The 22,940-nt window shown below is 64.8% G+C and carries 21 protein-coding genes and 1 pseudogene; 11 read left to right on the top strand and 11 right to left on the bottom strand.

What is annotated here, in order from left to right; translation table 11 throughout:
- Positions 1-711: 711 nt before the first annotated feature.
- Complete coding sequence (locus VB716_RS08430; RefSeq protein WP_323270217.1) at positions 712-3,507, bottom strand: diguanylate cyclase; 2,796 nt, start codon at positions 3,505-3,507, stop codon at positions 712-714.
- 121 nt (positions 3,508-3,628) lie between these two features.
- Positions 3,629-3,862, bottom strand: coding sequence for a hypothetical protein (locus tag VB716_RS08435; RefSeq protein ID WP_323270218.1), 234 nt, complete (start codon positions 3,860-3,862; stop codon positions 3,629-3,631).
- A gap of 145 nt (positions 3,863-4,007) precedes the next feature.
- Here VB716_RS08435 and VB716_RS08440 point away from each other — a divergent pair, with 145 nt between their 5' ends.
- The gene (locus VB716_RS08440; protein ID WP_323270219.1) at positions 4,008-4,205 is read left to right on the top strand and encodes a hypothetical protein; all 198 of its coding nucleotides are present in this window, start codon (positions 4,008-4,010) and stop codon (positions 4,203-4,205) included.
- Positions 4,206-4,235: 30 nt separating this feature from the next.
- A complete protein-coding gene (locus tag VB716_RS08445; RefSeq protein ID WP_323270220.1) occupies positions 4,236-4,745 on the top strand; it encodes a hypothetical protein in 510 nt (169 codons plus the stop codon).
- 90 nt (positions 4,746-4,835) lie between these two features.
- Here the strand turns inward: VB716_RS08445 and VB716_RS08450 are convergent, their stop codons facing one another.
- A complete protein-coding gene (locus tag VB716_RS08450) occupies positions 4,836-5,834 on the bottom strand; it encodes a sensor domain-containing diguanylate cyclase (protein ID WP_323270221.1) in 999 nt (332 codons plus the stop codon).
- A gap of 407 nt (positions 5,835-6,241) precedes the next feature.
- On the opposite strand from VB716_RS08450, the gene VB716_RS08455 reads away from it, so the two are divergent.
- From VB716_RS08455 to VB716_RS08465, 3 genes are all read left to right on the top strand, one after another.
- Complete coding sequence (locus VB716_RS08455; protein ID WP_323270222.1) at positions 6,242-6,376, top strand: hypothetical protein; 135 nt, start codon at positions 6,242-6,244, stop codon at positions 6,374-6,376.
- 19 nt (positions 6,377-6,395) lie between these two features.
- On the top strand, positions 6,396-7,415 hold the full coding sequence (locus VB716_RS08460) for a Fic family protein (protein ID WP_323270223.1): 1,020 nt from the start codon (positions 6,396-6,398) through the stop codon (positions 7,413-7,415).
- A 725-nt stretch (positions 7,416-8,140) separates the two neighbouring features.
- Positions 8,141-9,262 (top strand): integrase, encoded by a 1,122-nt coding sequence (locus VB716_RS08465; protein WP_323270224.1) that lies wholly within the window; start codon positions 8,141-8,143, stop codon positions 9,260-9,262.
- Here the strand turns inward: VB716_RS08465 and VB716_RS08470 are convergent.
- Positions 9,242-9,541 (bottom strand): hypothetical protein, encoded by a 300-nt coding sequence (locus VB716_RS08470; RefSeq protein ID WP_197156256.1) that lies wholly within the window; start codon positions 9,539-9,541, stop codon positions 9,242-9,244. The two genes, VB716_RS08465 and VB716_RS08470, sit on opposite strands and share 21 nt — an antisense overlap.
- Positions 9,542-9,832: 291 nt before the next feature.
- On the opposite strand from VB716_RS08470, the gene VB716_RS08475 reads away from it, so the two are divergent.
- Both VB716_RS08475 and VB716_RS08480 read left to right on the top strand, forming a co-directional pair.
- Positions 9,833-12,619 (top strand): DUF3987 domain-containing protein, encoded by a 2,787-nt coding sequence (locus tag VB716_RS08475; protein ID WP_323270225.1) that lies wholly within the window; start codon positions 9,833-9,835, stop codon positions 12,617-12,619.
- 459 nt (positions 12,620-13,078) lie between these two features.
- Positions 13,079-13,414 carry a hypothetical protein gene (locus VB716_RS08480; RefSeq protein WP_323270226.1) on the top strand — a complete coding sequence of 112 codons (336 nt, stop codon included), beginning with the start codon at positions 13,079-13,081 and terminating at the stop codon, positions 13,412-13,414.
- Positions 13,415-14,393: 979 nt separating this feature from the next.
- Here the strand turns inward: VB716_RS08480 and VB716_RS08485 are convergent.
- Positions 14,394-15,314: a hypothetical protein gene (locus tag VB716_RS08485; protein WP_323270227.1), complete on the bottom strand. Its 921-nt coding sequence runs from the start codon at positions 15,312-15,314 to the stop codon at positions 14,394-14,396.
- A 35-nt stretch (positions 15,315-15,349) separates the two neighbouring features.
- Between VB716_RS08485 and VB716_RS08490 the strand changes: the two genes are divergently transcribed.
- Complete coding sequence (locus tag VB716_RS08490) at positions 15,350-15,538, top strand: hypothetical protein (protein WP_323270228.1); 189 nt, start codon at positions 15,350-15,352, stop codon at positions 15,536-15,538.
- Positions 15,539-16,257: 719 nt separating this feature from the next.
- Here VB716_RS08490 and VB716_RS08495 read toward each other — a convergent pair.
- Positions 16,258-16,437, bottom strand: a pseudogene (locus VB716_RS08495) (SIMPL domain-containing protein); the annotation flags it as partial.
- A gap of 192 nt (positions 16,438-16,629) precedes the next feature.
- Here VB716_RS08495 and VB716_RS08500 point away from each other — a divergent pair.
- The gene (locus VB716_RS08500; protein WP_197156154.1) at positions 16,630-16,803 is read left to right on the top strand and encodes a hypothetical protein; all 174 of its coding nucleotides are present in this window, start codon (positions 16,630-16,632) and stop codon (positions 16,801-16,803) included.
- A gap of 179 nt (positions 16,804-16,982) precedes the next feature.
- On the top strand, positions 16,983-17,633 hold the full coding sequence (locus VB716_RS08505; RefSeq protein WP_323270229.1) for a hypothetical protein: 651 nt from the start codon (positions 16,983-16,985) through the stop codon (positions 17,631-17,633).
- Between the two features lie 76 nt (positions 17,634-17,709).
- Here the strand turns inward: VB716_RS08505 and VB716_RS08510 are convergent, their stop codons facing one another.
- Genes VB716_RS08510 through VB716_RS08525 form a run of 4 tightly spaced genes read right to left on the bottom strand, consistent with a single transcriptional unit; the run spans position 17,710 to position 20,849 of the window.
- Positions 17,710-18,039 carry a hypothetical protein gene (locus VB716_RS08510; RefSeq protein WP_323270230.1) on the bottom strand — a complete coding sequence of 110 codons (330 nt, stop codon included), beginning with the start codon at positions 18,037-18,039 and terminating at the stop codon, positions 17,710-17,712.
- 9 nt (positions 18,040-18,048) lie between these two features.
- Entirely contained in the window at positions 18,049-19,338 is a 1,290-nt protein-coding gene (locus tag VB716_RS08515; protein WP_323270231.1) for a HesA/MoeB/ThiF family protein, read from the bottom strand.
- Positions 19,331-20,200, bottom strand: coding sequence for a Mov34/MPN/PAD-1 family protein (locus tag VB716_RS08520; RefSeq protein ID WP_323270232.1), 870 nt, complete (start codon positions 20,198-20,200; stop codon positions 19,331-19,333). The genes VB716_RS08515 and VB716_RS08520 overlap by 8 nt, the downstream gene beginning before the upstream one ends.
- Positions 20,201-20,204: 4 nt before the next feature.
- On the bottom strand, positions 20,205-20,849 hold the full coding sequence (locus tag VB716_RS08525; protein ID WP_197156163.1) for a hypothetical protein: 645 nt from the start codon (positions 20,847-20,849) through the stop codon (positions 20,205-20,207).
- 230 nt (positions 20,850-21,079) lie between these two features.
- On the opposite strand from VB716_RS08525, the gene VB716_RS08530 reads away from it, so the two are divergent.
- Positions 21,080-21,253 (top strand): hypothetical protein, encoded by a 174-nt coding sequence (locus VB716_RS08530; RefSeq protein ID WP_197170360.1) that lies wholly within the window; start codon positions 21,080-21,082, stop codon positions 21,251-21,253.
- 16 nt (positions 21,254-21,269) lie between these two features.
- Here VB716_RS08530 and VB716_RS08535 read toward each other — a convergent pair whose 3' ends face one another.
- Entirely contained in the window at positions 21,270-22,901 is a 1,632-nt protein-coding gene (locus VB716_RS08535; protein ID WP_323270233.1) for an HIRAN domain-containing protein, read from the bottom strand.
- Positions 22,902-22,940: the final 39 nt, after the last annotated feature.

A 22,940-nucleotide genomic window follows, 5' to 3' on the forward strand; every position in this document is an offset into this window, starting at 1 on the left:
TTGGAGATGCCGGCCCTGGCTCCCGTCTTCCCATGGGTCGTGTGAGCCACCTGCGCGTGCTCCCACTGCAGCAGACCCCGCTCGTACTCCGGACTGACTCCGAGATGTAGTGCAGTCGGCGCAAATAGCGTTGAGTCGATGCCATGGAGGCCTGCCAGCTCCCCGACCGTCTGGAGTGGGAGACGCATCGAGAGATCAGCAGGATCCATGGGATAACCCCCGTTCGGGCACAAAGGCAGCACTACAAGGTATTGGTTTTGTCCTTACTCACTCGCTGCACCGCCAAGCTGGAGATCGATGAATCGATCCGTCTCTCTCTGGGCCAGCTCACTCCCGACGATCGCCACCGCCTGCAACTAGCGCAGATCGACCTCTGGCCGCTGAAGCCCTACGTCGATGACGTCACGTCCCAGCAGTACCGCTGTGGGCGTTGTGGCGAGATTGCCTGGGGAACTCCCCGCTGGATACACCGGGGAATCGGCCCCTGCCGTTGCCGGCAGGTCTCCTGTTGCCCGTGGCCCAGACCCGGAGGCCCTGATCCGCGACGGCGCGGTGAGCCCTGATCCGGCGGGGACCCTGGGCTGAGGGGGCCGAGCAATAGATCGCGGCGACGGATTCTCTGCGGCGCTCCAGGGTCGGAGGGGGAGGGGGCCATCGCAAGAATTCGCGGTGCAGCGCCAAGGTGGCACCCATCCCGAGGGGCGCGCTGGCTCAGGCCTTGGCGGTGATCGCCACCACCTGATCGCGGCCGTTCTGCTTGGCGTCGTACATGGCGGTATCGGCGCGGGCGATCAGGGCATCGAGCGATTCATTGGCGCGGGCCAGGGCCACGCCCACGCTGATGGTGATGCTCACCTCGCCGTCGATGAGCGGCACCGGTGCGCTGGCCAGCCGCCGCAGTTTCTCGGCGATGGAGATCGCATCGTCGATCCCCTGCACCCCCGGCAGCACCACCAGCAGCTCGTCGCCGCCGATGCGGGCCGCCAGATCCGAGGAGCGCAGGCAGGAGCGCACCCGTGCCGCCATCGCCTGCAGCACGGCATCGCCGGCGTTGTGCCCGTAGGTGTCGTTCACGGTCTTGAAGTGATCGAGATCGCAGAACAGCACCGCCAGTTCCTGGCCCCGGCGCTGCTGCTGGGCGGTGAGGCGCTGGATCTGGCTGAACACCTCCTCGCGGTTGAGCAGGGCGGTGAGACTGTCGGTGGCGGCGCGGCGTTCCAGCTCCCGCTCGGCGGAGACCTCCAGATCGATCATCCGGAAGGTGCACACTTGGCCGTCAGGTTCTCCGGCGGCGTTGAGGAAGGGGCTCCAGTGGCTTTCGATCCAGTGGGGGTTGCCATCCCGGCTGCGGAGCTGATCCCGCCTGACCAGGCACTGACTCAGCTTGCCCTGGTTGGCCTGCTGGCGGCAGGGGCGGTCGCCAAAGGCCTCGACGAGCTCCCCGATCGGGTGGCCGATCCAGGCGGCGGGCTGCCAGCCCAGCACCGTCTGCAGCGACGGCGAGACCCAGCGCACCGTGTCATCGGCGGCCAGATGCACCACCACGTCTGTGGAGTTCTCGGCCAGCAGGCGGAACTGCTGCTCGGAGGCGGCCAACTGCTCGATGGCATGGGCCTTCTCGCTCACATCGCGCCAGGTGATGCTGAGGTCGCCATCCACCTTCACGGCACGGATGTCGAAATGGCGCGATTGGGCTTTGATGTCGTGGTACAGAACAAAATCGTCCAGCAGCAGAGGCTGGCCGCTGGCCAGCACCTTGAGGAAGAGATCGAAGAGTCCGCTCGTGACATGCCCGGGCCAGAATTCCATGATCGTGGCGCCCGCGAACCTGTCCAACGGCATCTGGTTGTAGGCCGCAGCGGCAGGGTTGGCCCGCAGGATGCGGAAATCGGTGATCTGGCCATCTGCGTCGCGCACCGGCCCGAGCATGAAATGGGGGTCGAGCAGGGAATCGAGGGTGGTGCGGAGGCGCTGCCGCTCGGCACTCAGCCTCTCCTGCGCCTGCACCAGCTCCGTCACCTCGTAGTTCACGCCCAGCATCCGCAGCGGCCGCCCCCTGCCGTCGAAGCTGGTGTGGGACACCGCCTGGAGGTGGTGGACGGAGCCATCGGGCCACACCACCCGAAAGCGGGCTGCATAGACAGATTCAGCCCGCAGGGCTGATCGAATCGCTGTCTCTGTGGCGGCCTTGTCCTGCGGATGAATCGCATCGACCCAGGCTTCGTAGGTGTTGGAAAAATGGCTGGGGTTGCGGCCATAGATCCGGAACATCACCGGGTCCCAATGGACGATGTTTCTGGGAACGTCCCAGTCCCAGATCCCCACCACCCCTGCCGCTGCAGCGGCCTGGAGGTAGTCGGTCTTGGCCACGATCTCGGAGATATCGATCAGCTCCACCATCACCTGCTGCACCCTTCCCTCCGAGTCCCGCAGGTTGCTCACCTGCAGATCTCCCCAGATCACCGAGCGGTCGGGTCGTGTCAGGCGCAGGCGCATCTGGCAGAGGCTCCGTTCCCCGGCCACCACAGCGGCCACCTGTGCCATGGGATCCGTCTCCTGAGCCGCCGCCGCCTCAGGCTCCTGTTCGGCTGCGGCGGTGGGATCAACAATCCGAAGGGCGTTGAGCAGGCCTTTGGACTTCAAGGCGGCCTCGTCCTGGCCCAGCAGGCTGCAGAGCGGTGGACTCAGCATCAGGAACTGGCCGGTGCCAGGGCTGCAGATCGCCACCCCCACCCTGGCCGCCTCGATGCTGAGGCGCATCTGTTCTTCGGAGCGAGCCTGGGCCTGCTCAGCTTCGACCTGCTTGTTGATGTCGATCACCTCGCCGATGAAGAAGTCCACGTCTCCCTCGCTCCGGCGGACGCAGGACACGCTCAGATCGATCCAGGCGGCCGTGCCGTCGCCCCGCACAAACCGCTTCCTGAGTCGATAGCTGCTGCGCCGATTGGTGACCAGCTCCTCAAACAGGGGGAGCTCCAGCTTGATGTCGTCTGGATGGGTGAGCTCTTTCCAGTTGTGGTTTTGCAGGGTGTCGGCATCCCGGCCGAAGATCTGGCACAGCGCGGGATTCACCCGGGTCAGCCGTCCGTCGGCATTGGCCAGGGCGATGCCGACGGTCGCGTTGTCGAGGGTGAGGCGCAGGGTCTCCTCGCTGCGATGCAGCTTGGCCAACGTCTGGCAGCGCTGGGCCGAGAGCCTCACCGCCATCAGGGCCACGCCCGAGAGACCCAGCAGCCGGATGACGAAATCGATCGAGGGGAAGAAGCCCCTGAAGGTGCCCGAGGCGATTGCCAGCACGTAGGCCTCCGCGATCAGGGGTGCCATCTGGCGCGGCGTGGCGAAACTGGCCGAGAGCACCACCACCACGAAGTAGTAGGGCAGCAGCGGGAAGGTGCGCGGCAGGAGCAGATCCAGCGGGAAGATGGCCGCCATGGCCAGCGCCAGGATCCAGAGCCGGCGGCGGTTGCGTGTCGCTGGTAACGCTGGTTCCGAACGCTCTTGCCCCATGGCACCCGGTGGGAACCGAGAGGATTGTCTATGGGGTCATTCTGCTACCGCTGAGGACGCATCGTGGGTGCGGATCGAGGTCTGCCTCGGGCTGTCACAAAAACGCGCCTGCTCCGTGGCTTCACAGGGCAGGGGCGGGCACGGTGGTCAACCGCTCAGCAGCCTGATCCCAGAGGATGTAGTCGAAACAGGTGGGGATGTCGCTCAGCCGCAGGCGCCTGACGCCGTTGAGCAGGTGCTGATTGCGTTGCTGGCAGGCCCGCAGCCGGTTGAATGGAGTGGATGCTGATGCCCTAAGCACCTGTTCCCAGGTGAATCGCCGCTGATGGCGCGGCCGAGGGTCGCAGTTCAGCATGGCGTCTCTATATAACGCCGCGACGAAGTGCGACCCTCCCCGAGGCAAAGGGGCTGGCCCCCGGAGGAGATCGCTCCGCTGGCTGCTGCCCATGCTCCGCAGGGAGGCATGGCCCCGGAACCCCAGGGCAGCGAATCGCTCCCCTGTGTCCACGTTCCGCCGCCAGATCGACCCCGGATACAAGGCCACCCGCCCCACCATCGCCGAGCGCCGAGCGGCCCATCGGCGGCGGTTTTTGGAGGGGTTCGATCCCCCGCTGGCCTGGTGGCTCAGCGGCCCCGCCTGGCCCTGCTGCCCGGAGGGGGAGCCCGTTGGCGAGCTGGCGATGGACGGCGATTCGTGAGCGGAATCCTGAGGGGTCTGGATCATCACCATGAACCCCGCCAATCCCTGGGATCAGCAACCCGACGAGCCCAGCCGGGCCTACGAGCTCTTCGCTGTCTACCTCGAGGCAGGTCCCTCCCGCTCCATCGCCGAGATGGCCCGGATCACCGGCCACAGCGACTCCAATCTGCGGCGCTACGCCACCCGCTTCAACTGGAAACACCGGGCTGAGGCGCATGACCGTGAGCTCCTGGGTCGAGTGGTCACCCAGTCGACCGAGGAGCGGGAGGCCGAGCACCGGGCGCAGATCCGGGCGTTTGCCGATCAGTTGACCTGCCGTGCAGCCCGGCTGGGCGACGTCGCGGATCGGCTGATCGCCCTGGCGACCCGCTCGGTTCAGACGATGCTCGACCGAGGCGAAGACCTGGACGCCAGGCTGCTGCCTTCCGTGGTCAACGCTGCTGCGGCTTTGACGACCCTGACCAGCGATCTTCAATCTCGAGCCCTCGGGATCGATGAGCTCATGGAGCTACTCGAGGAGGACGTGGAGCAAGGCTGAGCTGAAGCCAGGGCTCCCAGGAATGACACCTGCTGGATGCCTGCTCAAGGCTGCTCGTCCACACTGTCGGCTCGAAGGGCGAAGACCTGATCACATCCGCGTACGAAACCGCTGCCGCTCCCGCTTGCAGGCATACATGCGCTCATCCGCCAGGGCCAGGAGTTGGTCGAGTTCGGTGGAGTCGTAGGGTAGCAGGGCGCCACCAATACTCACGGCCAGGGGCAGGGCGAGCTGCTCGAACACCACCGGGGGCTCCATCGCCTCGTGGATCACAGCCGTGATGCATTCAAGGTCTGCGATGGTGGAGAACTGCGGGAGTACGGCAGCGAATTCATCGCCCCCGAGCCGCGCCACGAGACCGCGCTCACCCACGGCGGAGGCCAGGCGCTGGGCGCAGGCCTGGATGATGCAGTCCCCGGCGCGGTGGCCATGGGTGTCGTTCACGCCCTTGAGGCCATCCATATCGATCATGAGCACCGCCACCGAATGACGGCGCTGCTGATGGGCCTCGATCAACGTGCGCAGCCGCTCCATGAACAGGGCGCGATTGGCCAGGTCGGTCATCGGGTCATGGGTCGCCAGGTGGTAGAGATCGTTCTGGCTGTAGGTGGTGGCAAAGAACATCGCGGCGGCAATCGCCTGCGAGAGCAACCCCAGCAGATAGATGGCAGGTCCACCAAAGCCATCGGGCTGGCGGGCCATCGCCTTGAGCACGCCGACGCAGGCGTCGTGGTGCATCAGGGGCACCACCACCATCGAGCGCAGCCCCAGCAGCTCGCACGCCGCCCGGTCCACCCGTGGGTCGTCGTGGGTGTCGGTGCAGATCAGCGTTTCACCTGTGCGCACGCACAGCCCCGAGAGGCTGTGCTCGATGGACAGGCGCAGGCCCAGTTCATGGGCGGCCATGCCGGAGACCGCGCGGTAGACCATGGCGTCCCCTTCCGCCAGTTCGATCACGGCGCCATCAGCATCGAGCAGGGCAGGGATCTCCTCCACCACCAACTGCATCACCGCCGCCAGGTTGAAACCCTGCTTGGCGATCTCGCCCTGGATCCGGATCACCTCCAGAAGCTGCTGTTGGCTTGGCATGGCCGTTCGGTAGCGCCGGTGTCTGCGTCGATCCGTGGTACCCCTTCAACACCTACTCGCCAGTGATCTGGAAACCTGCCGATCGATAGATCCCGTTGCATTCGCGTGGGGTAGGGGGAGCGCCTCGAAGCCTTCTCAAGCGCGCGCGTTGGAGGTCGCTCAGGCCTGGCTTCCTAGATTTCGGATGTCGCTCGAGGGCGAGGCCAGACGCTACGAGGGCGTTCCCCGCTGCCGTGGTCAAGCGCAGCCTGGCCTATCTCCTGCCGATCTGCGCGGTGGGGTTGTCTTTTCTTGAACCAAGCCGATCCTCCGTGTGGGGAGGTATGGGCTGAGCCGGAGGCCAGGCACTTCGCAGTGCGTGGTCGAGGCAGGAGCGACTCCGCAATGATGTTGGGGCAGAGGCGCCTATGGCTATAGCGGCGTCTGCCGGCAGTGGTCGGAAGGCCAAGGCCACCAGCATCGGTACTGAGTTGAAGGACCCCATGGGCATCACCCTCAAGGAGCACCAGGAGCGGGCGGCTGCGGCGGCTGCGGTGGCGTGAGGCTTGTGCCGGCGTACCGATGACGGACCCTCCCTACGCACCGCCGCTGGCTCTCAGCCAGGCGCTACTGCACCAGGTGGCGGCCATCTGCAATGCCCTCGGCCGCTGGAGTGCGCGGGAGGAAGCGGCGCCATCGCCGCGCCTGCGCCGGGAGAACCGCATCCACACGATCCAGGCCTCGCTCGCCATCGAGCGCAACAGCCTCACGCTGGAGCAGGTGAGCGCCATCGTCGCGGGCAAGCCCGTGATCGGGCCGACGCGCGACATCCAGGAGGTGCGCAACGCCATCGCCGCCTACGAGGCCCTGCCGCGCTGGGATCCTGCCAACCGCCTCCACCTGCTGGAGGCTCACGGCCTGTTGATGGCCGGGTTGATCGAGCGGGTCGGTCGGTTTCGCGCCGGCGGCGTCGGCATCTACCGAGGCTCCGAGTTGGTGCACATGGCGCCCCCAGCCGCTCGCGTACCAGGCCTGGTCGATGATCTGCTGGCCTGGCTAGCCGTTACCGACTGGCATCCGCTGCTCACCAGCAGCGTGGTGCACTACGAGCTGGAGTTCATCCATCCCTTCAGCGACGGCAACGGCCGCCTCGGACGTCTCTGGCAGACCCTGATCCTCAGCCGCTGGCAACCGCTGCTTGCCTGGCTGCCGATCGAGGAGGTGGTGCGCGATCGCCAGGAGAACTACTACGCCAGCCTCGGCGCCGCCGATCAGTCAGGCGACCTCACTCCCTTCGTGTCCTTCATGCTCGAGGCGATTGGCTCGGCCCTGGATCAGGCGATCCAGCAGCAGGCCAGCAGCGCCCCGCCAGGTTCGGAGATCAGTTCGGAGATTGGTTCGGAGATCACCGGAGCGCCTGCCCCCACTCCCGAGCGAATCCTGGAGTTGCTATCCGCTGAGCCTCGCCTCTCTGCCCGCCTGCTGGCCGAACGGCTGGGTCTCAGCTCCCGCGCCGTGGAAAAACAACTGGCTTCCCTGCAGAGCGCAGGTCGCTTACAGCGCGTGGGATCGACCCGGACAGGCCACTGGCAGGTGCTGTGACGTGTGCGAAGCGACGGCTGTAAGCCACGCCCCTGTTCGGACCACAGAACCCTCCCCTCCTCTTGACCACGACAGGAGTTGCCCCCTCCCGCACGGCACTGCCAGCTCGCGTTGTCACTCCTGGCCTCAGCCCATGGATCACCTTGGTGAGCAGCCATGGGCCGTGAGCGGGCTGGTGGCAGAGGGCACTCCCTAGCCGGTGATTGCCCTCAGCTCGGCCGCGACGTACTGCTGAAGGGGCGGGTCCGCTCCGCCCTGGACCGCCTGAACCCCGGCCTGCCTGCCGGCCGTGGCCCTGGGAGAAGGCCCTGCAGCGTTACCGGAACCGGGCGCCCGAGACGGCCCAGGTGATCGAGCAGGCGGAGACCCTCTCTGGGGGCTGGGCAGCAGCATGAGCACAATGAGGGCCTAGCCACCAGCGCCCGCTCCCTAGGTGGCGCTTCAGAACGGCTGTCATCAGGAAACAACAGAGGCAACACCACGTACAGCCTTCTTCCCAGAAGCGTTCTCCGGCAATGCTTTTGAGCAATGAGCAGCGGACTTAAAATCCGCAGGTGGCGACACTGTGGGGGTTCAAGTCCCCCTGCCCCCATCGTTGAAAAAGCTTGTCGAAACTGGATTCTGGCAAGGCGCTGATGGTCGAGGCGGTTTTGGGGCTAGGCACGATTTAGGCACGAAAAAGCCCAAAAGGGGCCAAACTAGGCACGGTTTTAGGCACGGTCGCCATGCCCTCCAAGGACCCGTATCTGACCCGTGTCAACCGGGCCCTCAGGGACCTGGGCTGCGCGGTGGCGATTGAGGTCGCTCCCTCCGGCAAGCGCCTGCGGCTCAGAAGCACGATGCCGCTGCCCGACGGCTCCTGGAAGCAGCAGCGCATCAGCACCCCGATTACCTACCCCGCGGGGTTGGAGCAAGCCCGCAAGCTGGCCGAGGAGCTCGGCCGGGATATCGAGCTCCACCGTATGGGGCTGGACCCCTTCCCCTTTGAGCGGTGGTTCGATGACTCCCAGAAAAGTGGAGGCGGGAAGAAGGGTGGGGAGGCCGAAGACGGGATCAGCGGCGTTCAGGCGATCCGCCGCACCGAGCAATGGTGGATCCAGCAGCGCAGGCGTGGGGTGAGTGCCCCGGTCTCCTGGGCCACCGACTACGCCTCGCCCCTCAAGCCACTGCTGTCTCTGGAGAAGATCGATCTGAAGGTGCTGACCGCTTTGGTCGAGAGCAAGGAGGTGGGTAGCCGCAACCGGCGTCGGGCTTCGATCGCCACCGTGGCAGTGGCCCGTGCGATCGATCTGGGCCCGGAAGCCGTCCAAAAGCTCAAGGATCTCGGCAAGGGGTACACCCCACAGAAGGATGCGGCCCCGCGTGAGCTGCCCACGGATGCGGTGATTCTTGAGGTGATTGATGCGTTGCCCGCCGATTGGCAGTGGGTTGCCGGTGTGTGCGCCACCTATGGCACTCGCCCCCATGAGGCACTGATGAAGGCTCATGTCCAGCCCAATGGCCTCGTGGCGATTGAGGGAGGAAAAACCGGAGCCCGCCAGGGGCTGCCACTCCCGAAAGCCTGGATCGATCGCTGGTCGCTTGAACGCAGGCGCCTGCCCGGCATCAACCTCGATCGGGACCACCGCACGGTGGGAGCACAGCTGGGTGTGGCGCTGCGGCGGTTCGGGGCACCCTTTCAGCCCTATGACCTGCGCCATGCCTGGGCGGTGCGGGCGATTCACAACCCGCAGATCAGCCCGTCGCTGGCAGCCAAGAGCCTCGGGCACTCGCTGATGGTCCACACGTCGCTGTATCAGCGCTGGTTCGACAGCGCCTCGATGGCGTCACTTGTTGCGCAGATGTGAGGCGAAGCCTTCCACGTCCACGTAAAGCGTCCGGCGCCTGCCGGTCTCGCCGGTGGTGGCGCTGACGAACTGAGGCGGGATCCGACCGCGATCGATGGCGACCCGCAAGGCACGGGCGCTGGGGAAGTGAAGGGCCCTGGCGGCTTCCGACAGGGGCAGCCAGGGGCTGCTGCTGAGGGTGGGCTTGAGCTCCAGCCTCGCCTGGATCACATTCAGCTGGGCGCAGATGAGATTGAGTTGCTGCTTGATATCATCCGCAGCTGTCAGAGATGGGCTCATGGCAGTTGGATTCTCGCAACACCATTTGAGTCCCTGAGATCAGCGATTGAGCGCTGTTGAACCGTGCAAACCGTGTAAGCCCTGGATATCTGCACGGTTTGCACGGTTCAGGGGCATCCATGCAGGCCGTGCAGGAGGTCAAATAAAAAGACCGCAGCGAAGTTCGCCGCGGCCCTGTTGTTTCGGTCGATCGATTATGGCATATCCGGCGATTGCTGCGGCTGCTTTCTGCTGCACTGTTCCACAACAGAAAGATGCATTCTGGGCTCCCTACGACCAGGGGGATCGCCCATGAACCCCTGTGAATACAGCGCTCTGAGGGAAGCGACCGGCCATCTGTCCCGGCTGGGGCTCAGCCTGCAGACGGTGATTCCGGTGGCGCTTCCCGCCGAGTCCTATCCCGCGACCAGAAAGAACAGCTCAACCGGTCAGCGGGAAATTCAGCGCGACAAGAATGGCAAGCCCCTGCCTGCCTATGCGGGCAAGAATCCGAGTTTCTGGAAGGCGGACGGAACGCCGACTCAGACGAGTCACCGAAAAGCGGTGGATGAGGCAGAGCTGCTGGCAAGAATTGATATTGCGGAACGCCTTGGAAAGCCGATCGGTCTGGCAGTCATCCCATCCACGGATGTGGTGGTGATCGACTTCGATCGCAAGAACTATCCATCACAGGAAGCTTGCGACCGTGAATGGCTGGGATTGCTGGATCTTTATCCAGAGCTGACGCAGACCCGCATTGAGCGCACGCCCGGCGGCGGGGTCCACATTTACGTGCGACCGGCTGACGGGATGGCCAGCTGGCGGAATGCGGCAGGGAAACGGCACTGCAATTTCACGACCGTTCCTGGCGGTGAGCATCGCGGGGAGGTGCTGGCCGGCACCCGGGTGTGCGTCTGTGCGCCAACCCGCAACGGAGCCGGTGCCTATGAGCTGGTCAATCCCGATCACGCCTACAGCCTGGTCGAGGTCAGGGCCCTCGGGGCCATAGGCATCTACCCCAGGGCAAGGGCGACCGGTTCGACCACGAAGCCGCCCCAGAGGCAAAGCCGAACCACGAGCACGCCACCGCAGGGCTCTGCCTCGGCAACGCCGGCACTGGCGGAGTTGATCGGCAGCAAGGCCAGGGATGTCCTGGCAGGTGGCTGCCCCTATCGCGGAAGTGAGGGAGCGGCGGTGGATCGCAGCGCTCAGCTCACAGGGTTCGTGAAGGAGCTCTACAGCTGGGTCAACCTGCTCGATGCCCACGGTCTGCGCTTCAGCGGCAGTCCGGACGATCTGATCCAGCAGGCCGTCGCGGTCCTGGCCATCGAGGACAAGGCGGATCGTGTCCTGGCCACGATCGACTTGGATCACTGCCGGCATCGGGACAGTGATGCCGCCCTGCGCCGTTACCAGCGCCTGAGCAGCGGCTCAGTCGGCACCCCAGGATCCTCTGGGTCCCCTGGCTCCACAGGCGCGCCTCCAGCGGCGGCAGGGCAGGGAAAGCCCACGTTGCAGCAGGCTCTGGAGGAGCTGGCGGCAGCAGGCCTCAGTGGCTCAGAGCTGTCCTTTCGCCTGGAGCGCATCGCCGGCGACCACGACCGCGGCCTGCGGGACGTGCAGGGTCTGTACCGGGAGCTGATCCAGGAGCAGGAAGCGTCCCTCGATGCCGACGACTCCCTCGATCAGCTGGAGCAGCTCGGTGGCACGGTCGACCTGGACGTCAGCAGCCTGATCCCGCCGGTGTTGTTGGAGGCGCTGGAGGCGATCCGGCGCACAGCGGAGTTTCAGCACAGCACATTGCTGGCTGTCCTGCTGGCTGGGTTTTCAGCCGCCCTGCCGCTGCGCAGCTCGATCGAGCTGGATCCGTCAGAAGACTTCAGTCAGCCGCTGACCCTCTGGGTGCTGTTGCTGATGCCCAGCGGTGAGCTCAAGACCCCCCTGCTTTCGCGGCTCCTTGTCCAGCCCTGGCAGCAGTCAGTCGATGGGGTCGTGGAGCAGGCCCATAGGCGGCAGATGCAGGAGTGGGAGCTCAGAAAGCTGGACGCCGACAACGGGGCCGGCCCGCCAGCGGGCCCCCCTCCCCGGATGCCCCAGACCCTGATCACGGAAGACCTCACCGTGCCCGGCGTGGAGGTTCACCTGGAGATCCACGACAAGTGGGCCAATCGCTCGGTCTGCATCTGGCTGGATGAGGCCGCGGCCACCCTGCGGCAGATGGCGGATCCAGGGCGTGCCGGTAAGGACGCAACGCTCGGAGGCTGGCTCCTCTCCCGTTACGACGGCACCGGTGCCCGTGGCGCCAAGGTCGATCAGAGCCGGGAGAGGCAGTACAGGAGCTGTCGCCTGGCGATGGTGGCGGGCTGTCAGCCGGAGGTGTACCGGGAGATCACTGGTGATGCCGACCAGTCAGGTCTGTCAGCTCGCTTCATCGTGATCGAGCAGTTGAGCGTCCAGCAGCACTTCCCCACCAGCTGCTCCGATGAGGACATCCGCCAGGCTGAGGCCCTCAAGCAGCTGCTGATTCGCTGTTACGGGGCTCTGGCGAGGCAGGAGCAGCTCCAGCTGCGGCTGACTCCGGAGGCTTTTGAGCTGTTCCAGGCCGAGCGTGCAGCGATGTATCAGCGCAAGCGCGCCAGTGTCTCCGCTGCCGAGCGCTCCCTGGCGAACAAGGCCGCCGGGCGGATCGGCCGGCTGGCCGCTCTGTTCCATCTGCTGTGGTGCCTGGCTGAACGGGCCGAGGGGCCCATCTCCCTGGGGAATGGCCTGGTCGGTGTGGAGGCGATGCAGCGGGCGATCCGCTTCAACAGGTTTCTGCTGGATCAGACGGTCGGCGTGCGCCTCACCTCAGCCGGCAACAGTGAGCTGGGAGCTTTGATGCTGCGGCTGCAGCGGGTTGCCTGGGAGAAGAAGATACCGCTGTCTCTGAGCACGCTGCGCCGTGCCCTGAGCGGCAAGCAGCGGCCTGAGTCCAACGAAGTGCTACACGCCCTGCAGGTGCTGCAGGAGCGGGGCTATGGCGAGCTGGAGCAGATGGAATACAAGGGGCAGCCTGGCTGGAGATACACGGCCACCAAGCCGTTGCTGGCTTCCAGCTGAGGCGGTGTGCTCCACCGCTTGGGGGTGATCCACCCCTGCACAGCCACCGCTTGATCCACCGCTCCAAAACGGCCTGAATGCTTGTCAGGTCTGACGTTCAGCCCATAGGGGTGGAGGGTTGGTTGCTGACCCGTGAATGTGGCCATGGCTCAAGGCGCGTCGATAGTTCCTGAAGCACTCCCAGAGTCCACCCATTGGGGGTGATAGGTGCTCAGATCCCAGTTCAGACAAGAGAAGAGAGAGATATTCCCTCCTCCTTTAGGGGTGGACCGAGGGGTGGCCAAGGGGCGGCCAAGCCCTGGCAAGGGGTGGAGATGCGACGAATACTGCACAGCTGGGTACAGATGTGCAGCTTTGGCGCATGATGTGTGGCCATGACCGCAGTGCTCGACAGGAAATAGACGGCCCTGACGCTTGTGCACCGCAAGGACCTGTTCCGCACCGGGGAGGCCGTGGCTGTTGGCGTCGATCACTCGACCCTGGCGCGTCTGTGCGAGAGCGGCCGTTCGCAAACACATTGATCTGCTGATCGTGGCCAGGCGAGTGCCCAGACTGGGCTGCTGCGCCTGGATCAGACTGCCTCGGGGTGTCTATAGGCCCGCCCTGCAGTTCCCCCTGCTTGAGGTGATCCAGGCGCAGCCGGCGCTGCATCGCCTGCAGATAGAGATGCAGCGCTCCGGTCCGATCCGCCTGAAGATCTACGGGGTGGAGAAAACCCTGGTCGATTGCTTCCGCCACCGTCGCTGGCTCGGCATGGAGCCGGTGCTGGAAGCCCTCAAGGATGCAATCAACTAGCAACAGCTGAATGTGGATGAGCTCTGGCAGCAGGCCCGGGCCCAGACTGAGCAGTGTCCAGCACCGCAGGCATGGCCAGCACCATGCCCAGCCTGCGGCGCGATGCTGGCAGTAACGATCGCCGGATTGTTGCCTAATCCCCCCATTGGGGAAAGGCCAGCCGTTGAGGCATGTCGCGTCGTTACCCTAGATCACCTTGAACGCATATTGCAATGCCACCGATGAACACCCACAGTGAGACAATGAGCATCATGAGTCCAGTGCCACACGGGATGCAAGATGGCCCCGCATTAGTCGCCACCAAAATATATTGACCGCTAACACGTGCGAAGCCCTGGCTAAACATGGCTGCTGGTTAATATGGGTGTTGCAACCATTAACCGCCAAAAATCGGCGCTCATTACGGAGGAGATTGGCGGCTAGCTTGCGGGAGCCGTGACGATGACATGGCCGCTGGTTATAGGACACAGTGGAATGGCAGCCGCTGAACATATAGCAGATTCTAGCCTCGGTCGCTATGCCAAGGCTATCTATATCGTGCGGGTCCTTTACTCCTCCCCCTATAGGTACGACGCCGCGAGGCCCCAGTTTTCGTCTAGTGCTAGCCATTTGGGTATAGCTCGACCCCAAACATGCCCCCATTGTATTATGCTTTTGTTCTGCCCCAGAAGCCAGTGATACCAGTGCTTTTGAGCGAATTGCCCCGGAAACTTTCGCCGCATTTGTATCAGTGAGCCCCGCCGGTCCGTCGCCGCCCGACTGATAACAGTTGAGATGACCGGCCTGGCGCCGCACATTGGCTCAGGTTTCCTGTTCAGGTTGAAGCCTCAGGACACTGGATCTGGTTTGCCCGCTTCAATCCGGCCTCGTTTCGCTCTGCTCCCAGTTGACTTGGGCGACGCGCGCTGGGGTCATCTGACCCCCACCGGAGGCCCCGATCGAGGACCTGCCTGCGGAGTTGAGAGGTTGGGTCACGAGCTCAGTTCACCGGCAGGGCCTGAACGGTGATGGTCAGATTGCCCTCGCTGTCGCGCTGGGTTGCATAGACCATCTCCTGCAGCAGTCCCTGCAGTTGCTGAATGGCCTGCTGCTCCTGCCGGCTTGGGTTGCGGACCGCCGAGGTGAGCAGCCGCAGGCCCAGACCGGCCGTGCCGATCATCCCCAGCGGGCCCATCACCACCGCCAGGCCCGGCACCAACATCAGTGCCACCGCCAGAAACACCGAAACCGGCAGGGCTCCGGCCGCCATCAGGCCGCTGGTCTGCAGGATCTGCACCAGCCGCTGTTTGCGAGCTGCGGTGGTGCCGTTGATCAGCTCGTCGCGGTGCACCAGCAGCTGATCCACGGCGGAGATCGCCGCCGCATACGCACTGGCCTCAACGGCATTGCCGAGGGTGCGATGCCAGAACTCCGGGGTCTGGGCTGCAGCGATCAGGCCATCGAGGTGGTTGTCAGCACTGGCGTGGATCCGCTCCAGCCAGGACATCTCTCTGGCACCACGCCCGATGTTGACCGTGCCGTCTTCCCAGATCGCATTGGCCGCATCAGCGGCCAGGTGGGGAGCATTCGCCTGGCTCTCGATGTGGGACCAGTGCTTGCCGAGGGCATCACCCCCCTTGAGGAAGGCATCAACGGCGGCGGTGCCGTAGTGCTCCAGCTCGCCCGGCAGCCTGGCCAGGAGATCTGCCGCTGCCACACCGTGGTTGGATGCCGCCGAGGTGATCCGACTGATCAGCTCGGGATCGACGCCGAAATTGTTCAGTTCACTCAGCGAGGCTGCCACCGTGCCGGCGGCAACCGCCAGGATCCTGCCACTGCGGTCGAGGCCCTGCCGCACCTTCTGGGCGGCGGCGGCGCTGACTGCCAGGCCGGCACCCGTCAAAGCAGAGAGATCTGGCATGGGCAAGGTGCCGGTGATCTCCCATCCTGCCGGGAGTGCAAGGCCTTTTGGGCTGGCATGGCCATGCCCAACCGATCGCTCCCCTTCTCTCCATCCACTATGGGCCGGTGGTCTACGGCGGGCGGGAGCTTCCCAAGGCCTTCTGCAACATCCGAGTGCAGGCGGAGTCGTGGGCCGCTGATCAGCTGATGCGCCTCCGCCGGCTGGAGGTTGGGTTGGGCTGATGCACCAGGCGGTGGTGAACCGGCACCCCAGTCATGGAATCAGCAACGCCCTGATCCCGTTCCAGCTCCAGTAGTGGTGGCGTTGAACCCACCAATCACCAGAGCCTTGGGGCTGCCGATGCGCAGACCAGCTGAGAGTGGGTGAAAATCCCTGTTCCGCTGCCTCCTGAGCCACGGTCGTCTGCAGGAGCAGCTGGGCGGTGGAGTGCAGGTGTAGCCGCGCACGGCCTGGACTCCTCTGCCCTGGCCACCAGCACCGCCAGGAGCAGCACGGGCACGAGCGTGGCGAGCAGCTCCAGAGGCTGCGTCAGTATCCGGGACATGGGAATGGACTGCGAGGCGATGCCTGCAGCCTTGTCGATCCGGCTCCTCTTGTGAGAAGCCGTCCTGCGAAGCACGCCCTCAGTGTCAGTACCTGAGCTCTGGCTGGCGCCAATGAATGGCGCAGATCACGTTCGGCCAGGGTTTGGGATAACCGTGAACGACGAAGACCTGGCTTGCTACCGGCGTGTGTTGCCTATCCCCCGTCAACGCGGTCGGCGCTTCCGGAGATTTTCCCGGTGCGACCGCCGATTGGTTGTCTATCAGCACCAACATAGCGACGTATTTGGATCAGCGGAGGGACCCTCTCCACCTGATTCCGCCATCACCATGCGCTTCGCACCGACGGATCACCTGCTGATCGACGCGCTGGCTCTTCTGCCGCGACCCGGTGGGTTTCACTCCACCCGGAAGGTCACGGCCATCACGGCCGTGATGTCCTTGTCGATGGTGCCGGTGTCGTAGGAGCCCGTATCGCTGGCCTCGGTGGAATTCGGCGCCGTGATCTGGAATGAACCCGTGTCGGCGTTGGTGATTGCACCGACGCTGGAGCCCGCCTCCCTGGCAATCGCCCTAGCCCACCAGCGCACCGATCTCTCAAGAGATCCGATGGATCTTGGCGACATCCCAGCACCCGATCAGCACCCCATTGGCATTGGTCAGGCCTACCCCCAGCTCCGCCATCGCGTACGACCAGCTCGTGGTTCGCACAAGTCAGCTTCATTTTTTGCCGCACTGTCGCAACACTGAGATCATTCACAGAAACGCCCATGACCCGTATCACCATCCAGTGGCAGAACCAGTTCGGCCGCTGGCAGCACTACACCTCCAGCCACCACGAGCCCAGTGCCTTCCGCAGTGCCCAGCAGCGTGCCCGCTCCACCGGCAAGCGTCATCGCCTGATCGACGATGAAGGGCGGGTGCTCGACATCATCGAGCCCTGAGTTCTTGTGCCAGGAGGCCCAGGGGCCTCCTTCAAGAGTTCGCTCCGTTCATCCCGAGCACCGGCGCCAATCCTCCAGGGGATTGCCAGTCACCAACCTGCCGTCCGTTCCTGCTGGGCAAGGTGGTCAATCCTGGAACCCTGAAGGGTTGATGAGCAGGAACGCTACCTGAATTTAAGATGTCTTTCGGTGCTCGCCGCACGACCCATCTGTCGCGGCTTCTCATGGCTCAGCGCAAGAAGCTGGGCCTCAGGCCTGGTCAGGTCGCAGCCCTGCTCGGCGCCACGAACATCTCCAGAGTGGGCAGCCTGATCGGCTGCTTTGAGGTGGGAGAGCCGATCACGGATCAATGGCTCGAGAAGCTGATCAATGCTCTCAGGCCTGATCCTGAGGAGCTGCGCCGCTGCCTGGAGCTCGATCAGGAGGAGGCCGAGCAGCAGTTGGAAGCGGATCGTCGCGCCTGGGAGGCCTGGGCCGATGAACCGATGGATGCATACGTCTGGGTCCGCTACATGCCGGCGGTCTATGGCGTGAGGGACGTGCCCAAGGCCTTCTGCAATAGCCGTGAGCAAGCGGAGGGCTGGGCTTCTCGAGAGCTCAGGCGCTTCCGGGCCAAGGGGTATCTGCAATGGACACGGCGCGAGCAGACCTGGTTTGACCAGTACGGCATCAACCCCCGCCGTCTTCCCGTCACGTTTGAGAATTCAAGACCGATCGGTGGGATGCAGGTCGGCCAATCACAACGACGGTTTTTGCTGGGATCCGATGGTCAGGTGATCACGGGCGGCTATGGGTTGTTGCAGGCGGGCCAATCCGGCTCGACGGCATGATGAGGCTTGCCGAGCTTCTGGGCTGTCGAGCACAACGCAAGGTCTGTCACAGACCAGGACGCCGAGTCAAGCCAGTTCAGCTGAACAGCTTGCGGATCGAGCTGATCAGCCAGAGGACCAGACCGATGAGGAACCACTGGTAGAACGCCACCACCAGCCAGATCGCGCCGGCCAGTACCGCAAGCCCGATCACGATGGCCAGGACGGCTCCGACCACCTCCCAGGGGTCAGGCCCGGAGGCATGGCCTTGGGATCGTGGTTGCTGGGGGCGATCAACACTGCTGGTGACCCGTGCTCGACCGGGCGGAATAACGTGGTGCTGGCCGCTGCTGGCGCGGGAGGGAGTGGAGCGTGGGGCTGGCGGGGATTCAGAGCGGATGAACTCGCCTTTGTCGTTGAATGGCATGGCGACGCCTCAGTCCCTCCAGCGGCAGGGCGGGCACCCCTGGCCGTACCCCACCTGGATGGAGGTGGTGACCTGCAGTGGATGGGAGAAGATCTCGGCCCGCTCGCCGCCGAGACGGGGATCGTTGCTGTTGCAGACCAACGTGAACTGGCTGAGCTTGCCGAGCAGCCTTGGCGCGTAGGAGGGGGTGTGGAGGTTCAGCAGATCGAGGGCGAGCTTGAGGCCGATCTGGGTGACGTAGGCGATGTCGATGCCGAGACCCGGTTGGAAGTCGAGCTTCTCGAGTGCTGCTTCTGTGGCATAGAAGCGTCGCTGCGACTCCTGCTTGCCGCTGAGAGCCTGAAGGCTCTGGAGTTCCTCTCCACCCATTTCTCCGGTCCCGTGGTTGCCCTGCCCTCCCTGGCTCAGTTCCTCGAAGGCGCAGCCGTAGCAGGGCATCGGCTCAGCCGGGTGGCTGTAGAAGATCTCACCCGCGAAGGCCCGCTCCCACAGGCCGATCGCCAGAAAGGGCAGTTCCAGCGCGGCGGCGAGGCGTGCGGCATGACGATCAGCCCTGCGACTGTCGGCGCAGGCCAGCATCAGCGTGATCGGCCCGCCCTGCCGTGCGGCTTCAGCACATTGCGCTTCTCCGGAAGGCTCCGCCCCACTCGCGAAGGCCTGCACCACGGCCGGATCGAGCCGCTCGATCGTCGTGGCCTGCACCTGCACCACCGCGTTGGGATTGATCTGATGGATCCGCTCGGCGGTGGCATCCACCTTGCGGCGGCCCACGTCAGCCAGGCCACAGGGATGGCGGCAGAGGTTCTCGAGCGACAGCAGGTCGGGGTCGATCAGCACGAAGCGCCCCACACCGCTGCGGGCCAGCTCCAGGGCCGCCAGGCCGCCCACCGAGCCGCAGCCGCAGATGATGACGCCCGCGTCCTGCAGGCGGCGCTCCTCCAGCAGGCACGTGTGTCTGGAAAACAGGGCGCTCTCCAGGTCGTAGGGCTGGGCTTGGCAGGGCTGGCCGTCGAGCCAGAAGCGCAGCAACTCGCCATCGCGGCGCACCACAAGCGATGGGGCGTCAGCGGCTGCCAGCTCGTCATTGCCAGTGGCCTGGGGTTCCAGCCAACCGAGCAGCACAGCTCGGGGTTGATGCCGCGGAGGTTGGTTGCCACAGCTGTCCAGGACCAGCGTCTGACCTGTGTCGGGGTGGGCGTAGCCGTAGAGGGGGCTGCCGTCCGGCCAGCCGGCCAGATCGGCGGGGAAAAGCACGGTCGTGCGCACGTGGGATTGGGGTGGTGAGGGGCGATCAGGCATGGCAGGGCTCTGTCCACAACAGCGACAGCTGCTCGGGTTCCAAGCGGAGTCGTTCCCTGGATCCAGGAACCTGAACCCACAACTGGTCCTCGCAGGCCTGAAGAAGCAGGGCGCGTTGCTGCGGGCCCGAGCGCTCCACCAGGGCCAGGCAGAGATCGCTGCCGCAGGGCTGTAGGGCATAGGCAAGGCGATCCTGCGCCTCCAGCTGCTCCAGCAGCGGCTCCAACAGCGCCGTCAGCCCCGGGGCCAGTGGTTGTGGTGTGGAGCAGCGATCCACACATGCAGCGAGCAGGGTCTGCAGAACCCGTTGCTGGCGGTGGTGTTCCAGCGCGGCGGGGTGCAGGCAGCTGCGGTGGCGGGGTTCGAGCAGGGCCCTGGGGATGGCCTGATCCCCGCAGGAGATGGGCAGGTGCCGATAGGCCAGGTCGGCCGGTACGTGATAGGCCGTGATCCGGAAATGGGGATCGAGGTTGACCAGGCAGGAGATGGCCCCGGCAGGTGACTGCTCGGCGTAGCGGCGGTTGGTGACGTCATCCTCCGCGGAGAAGCGATCAAAGCTGCCGGGATGGCGATGCCAGAGGCCGATCAGGCTGAGGGGCTCTTCATAAACACCGGCCATCTTGCGGGCCAGGTGGGTCACATAGGTGGTGTCGTATTCGAAGGTGGTGGGAGTGAAGCGGGCGGCCGGACCTGGATCGATCGCCTCAATCACATGCCAGCGACCCTGGCTGTGGTGACCGAGCAGGATGCCGCCGGTTTCGTTGGGATGCTGCGCGTGGGTTTCGGCCACGATCGCCGCATGGGCACGGCTCGAGAAGATGACACGCTCAGAGGTACGCGGCCAGAAGTGGAGGTTCAACATCGGCTCAGATGTGATGTCCTCTGAACTGCTCGCTGCTCAGATCTCCGAGCATCCACAGCTCGAAGGCAGCAATCCACTTGGCGGCCCAGGCCAGGCTGCTGGCGGCGGTGCTGCTGCGGTTTCTGTCGCTGCGAAAGCTGCCGGCCTCCACGGTGCAGAGGCTCAACCCACCATCCGGATGGCGCAGGGTATGGGGGATCGATTCACCCAGCTGGGCCTCCAGCGTCAGCAGATCAGGCTCGATCGAGAAGACGCTGATGGAGCCGCCATAGTCGTTGTTGTGGGGATGGTCGTGGTCGTAGACCAGCTGCAGATGCCAGATGCGCTCGCTGCCGGGCAGGCCGCTGGCCAGGGAGCCCAGCCAGGACATGCGGCCATCGGGCAGCCGATCGGGGCGGAACTGGGGGAAGAAGTGGTTCATTGCCTCCAACTCCCCCTGAAACAGCTGCGGATCGCGCTCGTACCAGTAGAGAGAGGGGGCAGCAAGCTTGCCCTCAGGCACGGTGATGGCGGCACTGCCACTGCTGGCGTTGGAGCCCAGCGGCTGGATGGCCCCCTGCTGGGTGACCATCACGGATTCGCCGCGGAGCAGCTGGGCCGCCAGCTGGCGACGGCGTTCGGCGGCGGCGTCCTTGAGAGGGGGATTCATGGCGGGTGGAATGGGCTGAGGCAATGGTCGGGGCCAGGTACTTCCACGCGAGCCTGCATTGTGCGAAAGACGGCCCAACCAACGCATCAGCGGCCACGGATGCGCCACTCGACTAAACAGCAACGACCACAGGGGTTGGCGTTCAACCGCTCGTCATTCGCAGTAGACGACTGCCATCATTGTCATGGTGGAGCAAGCTAAGCAGCAACATCAACCACAGACGCATCGGCATGCCGAAAATCCACATCGAGGTGCAGAACCAGTTCGGACGTTGGCAGCACGTGCAGACGATGCACAACGAGGCCAATGCCTACCGCACGGCCCAGCAGCGTGCCCGATCGACCGACAAGCGCTACCGCCTGGTCGATGACGATGGGCGCCTTCTGGATGTGATCGATCCCTGAAGTTCCAGGGCGCGTTTTAGTGGCCGGGCACATGCAGATGGCGGCCGCAATGGCCGATCACCACCTGGCCCAGATCGGCATCCCAGCAGAAGTGAATGCGAAGGGTTCGATTCTCGGAATCCTTGACGCCAATCTTGAGGTGCTGCCACATCTCGATGGTCTTGTCTCCATAGGAGAAGGTCCGCTCCCGCCTGGCCTGCTGATTGTTCTCGATCGTCTGCGACTCCCTGGGGGCATAACTGCTGGCCCCGAAGGCTTGCTGCCCCGCCACCAGGTCCGGAGCGCCCGCAAATTTCTGCTCGCGGAAGCTGGTGGCCAGCAGCCAGAGCAACTCGAACAGTCGATCGCCGTACTCGAAGCCCTTCGCTTCATCGGCCGAGCGCCAGGCGGAGTCGAGCACCAGCAAATGTCCTGGACACAGCTCCTCGCTCACCAGCTCCAGGCACTGGCGGGGCCTCAGCCGTTCACTGCCGGCCAGGCGGCGCAGGCTCATCAGCAGACGGTCGCTGATCTCCTGATCCTCAGCCTTCCCGTCGCCACCATCGGCTGCGGTCCATGGAGTGACAGCGAACTCACCGGAGCCACCAGAACCGCTCTGTTGCCTGAAGTAGTCGAGCTCAAGGGTGTTGACCTCCAGTTCGGTGCTGATCTGGGCGAGCTGATCGCTGAGGGTCTGGATCTCCGCCAGTGCCAGCTGCAGCTCCTGCTCCTTGAGATCGAGCTCCTGGCGCAGCTCCCCCTCCACGGACTGGGCCAGCTCAATCGCCTGTTCGCCCTCCGCCAGTGCCTTCTGCGCACGGCGCTCCAGTGCGGATCTGCTGGTGTCGAACTCGCGCTGGAGGCGGCGCTGTTCCGCACGGCTTGTCTCCAGGCGCGTGCTGATCTCCTCCTGCTTCTCCTCCAGTTCCTTGAGCCGCTCCTGACGTTCCCGAACGCGCGTGCTCTCGCTTGGGACCCCGAAGTGAGAGCGAATCAGCTGCTCCACCACGTCCGGATCCTCCGGTGCCCGCCCGCTGGCATCGGTGAGGCTCAGGTACCAGGGGTAATGGCGGCCGTCCTGCGCTGGGTAGTAGCTGTAGCCGCACTTGCTGACATCGAAGCTGGCGGCCAGCAGCTCCTGAAGCTCGCGGAAGGCCCCTTCGCTGCAGCTGATCACCAAGCGCAGCTTGTCGCTGCCACTGGTGCGATCAACGTCCCAGGCGAAACTGCTCGAGACCCCCAGCTCCCGCAGGCGCCGGCTGGCCCTGGGGATCGGGATGGCGATCTGGAGGCGAAAGGCATCGCGACGGGAGGTGGTTGCCAGCCCGGTGACTACAGCCTCCAGTCCATCCCTGGCCTCAGGTACCTCGGCGGCGATCAAGGCCGCCATGTCCTTGGGGATGTAGCCGATCCACTTCTCCCTCCAGAAGACCTTGACGGCATTTGGATCCCATTGGTTCGTGGGCTCATGCTGGAGGGTGAGCGGGTCACCGATGGTGATGCCAAGGGCCATCTTCTCGGCGGCATCTTCAAGCCTGTAAGCCAGGAACGTCTGCAGGATCTCGGCGCTGCTCTGCTGCTGGCGACGTTGGCGGGCCGCCTGCCGTTCGGCGCTGCCTGCGTCATCGAGGTGCTGCAGGCGCTGGAAGAGATTGCCTTTGGGCGCCATCAGGCAGAAATGCTGAGTTGACGGCAGGACTGGGTCGCC

This window comes from Synechococcus sp. CCY9201, from assembly GCF_034931105.1.
Classification (GTDB): domain Bacteria; phylum Cyanobacteriota; class Cyanobacteriia; order PCC-6307; family Cyanobiaceae; genus CBW1002.

Coding starts and splice junctions, on each gene's coding strand:
- VB716_RS08460 (WP_323270223.1), top strand. CDS start 6,396: ATGACGGACCCTCCCTACGCACCGCCGCTGGCTCTCAGCCAGGCGCTA.
- VB716_RS08445 (WP_323270220.1), top strand. CDS start 4,236: ATGAACCCCGCCAATCCCTGGGATCAGCAACCCGACGAGCCCAGCCGG.
- VB716_RS08455 (WP_323270222.1), top strand. CDS start 6,242: ATGGCTATAGCGGCGTCTGCCGGCAGTGGTCGGAAGGCCAAGGCCACC.
- VB716_RS08470 (WP_197156256.1), bottom strand. CDS start 9,541: ATGAGCCCATCTCTGACAGCTGCGGATGATATCAAGCAGCAACTCAAT.
- VB716_RS08430 (WP_323270217.1), bottom strand. CDS start 3,507: ATGGGGCAAGAGCGTTCGGAACCAGCGTTACCAGCGACACGCAACCGC.
- VB716_RS08450 (WP_323270221.1), bottom strand. CDS start 5,834: ATGCCAAGCCAACAGCAGCTTCTGGAGGTGATCCGGATCCAGGGCGAG.
- VB716_RS08530 (WP_197170360.1), top strand. CDS start 21,080: ATGCCGAAAATCCACATCGAGGTGCAGAACCAGTTCGGACGTTGGCAG.
- VB716_RS08505 (WP_323270229.1), top strand. CDS start 16,983: ATGTCTTTCGGTGCTCGCCGCACGACCCATCTGTCGCGGCTTCTCATG.
- VB716_RS08520 (WP_323270232.1), bottom strand. CDS start 20,200: ATGTTGAACCTCCACTTCTGGCCGCGTACCTCTGAGCGTGTCATCTTC.
- VB716_RS08475 (WP_323270225.1), top strand. CDS start 9,833: ATGAACCCCTGTGAATACAGCGCTCTGAGGGAAGCGACCGGCCATCTG.
- VB716_RS08485 (WP_323270227.1), bottom strand. CDS start 15,314: ATGCCAGATCTCTCTGCTTTGACGGGTGCCGGCCTGGCAGTCAGCGCC.
- VB716_RS08515 (WP_323270231.1), bottom strand. CDS start 19,338: ATGCCTGATCGCCCCTCACCACCCCAATCCCACGTGCGCACGACCGTG.
- VB716_RS08435 (WP_323270218.1), bottom strand. CDS start 3,862: ATGCTGAACTGCGACCCTCGGCCGCGCCATCAGCGGCGATTCACCTGG.
- VB716_RS08510 (WP_323270230.1), bottom strand. CDS start 18,039: ATGCCATTCAACGACAAAGGCGAGTTCATCCGCTCTGAATCCCCGCCA.
- VB716_RS08465 (WP_323270224.1), top strand. CDS start 8,141: ATGCCCTCCAAGGACCCGTATCTGACCCGTGTCAACCGGGCCCTCAGG.
- VB716_RS08535 (WP_323270233.1), bottom strand. CDS start 22,901: ATGGCGCCCAAAGGCAATCTCTTCCAGCGCCTGCAGCACCTCGATGAC.
- VB716_RS08525 (WP_197156163.1), bottom strand. CDS start 20,849: ATGAATCCCCCTCTCAAGGACGCCGCCGCCGAACGCCGTCGCCAGCTG.
- VB716_RS08500 (WP_197156154.1), top strand. CDS start 16,630: ATGACCCGTATCACCATCCAGTGGCAGAACCAGTTCGGCCGCTGGCAG.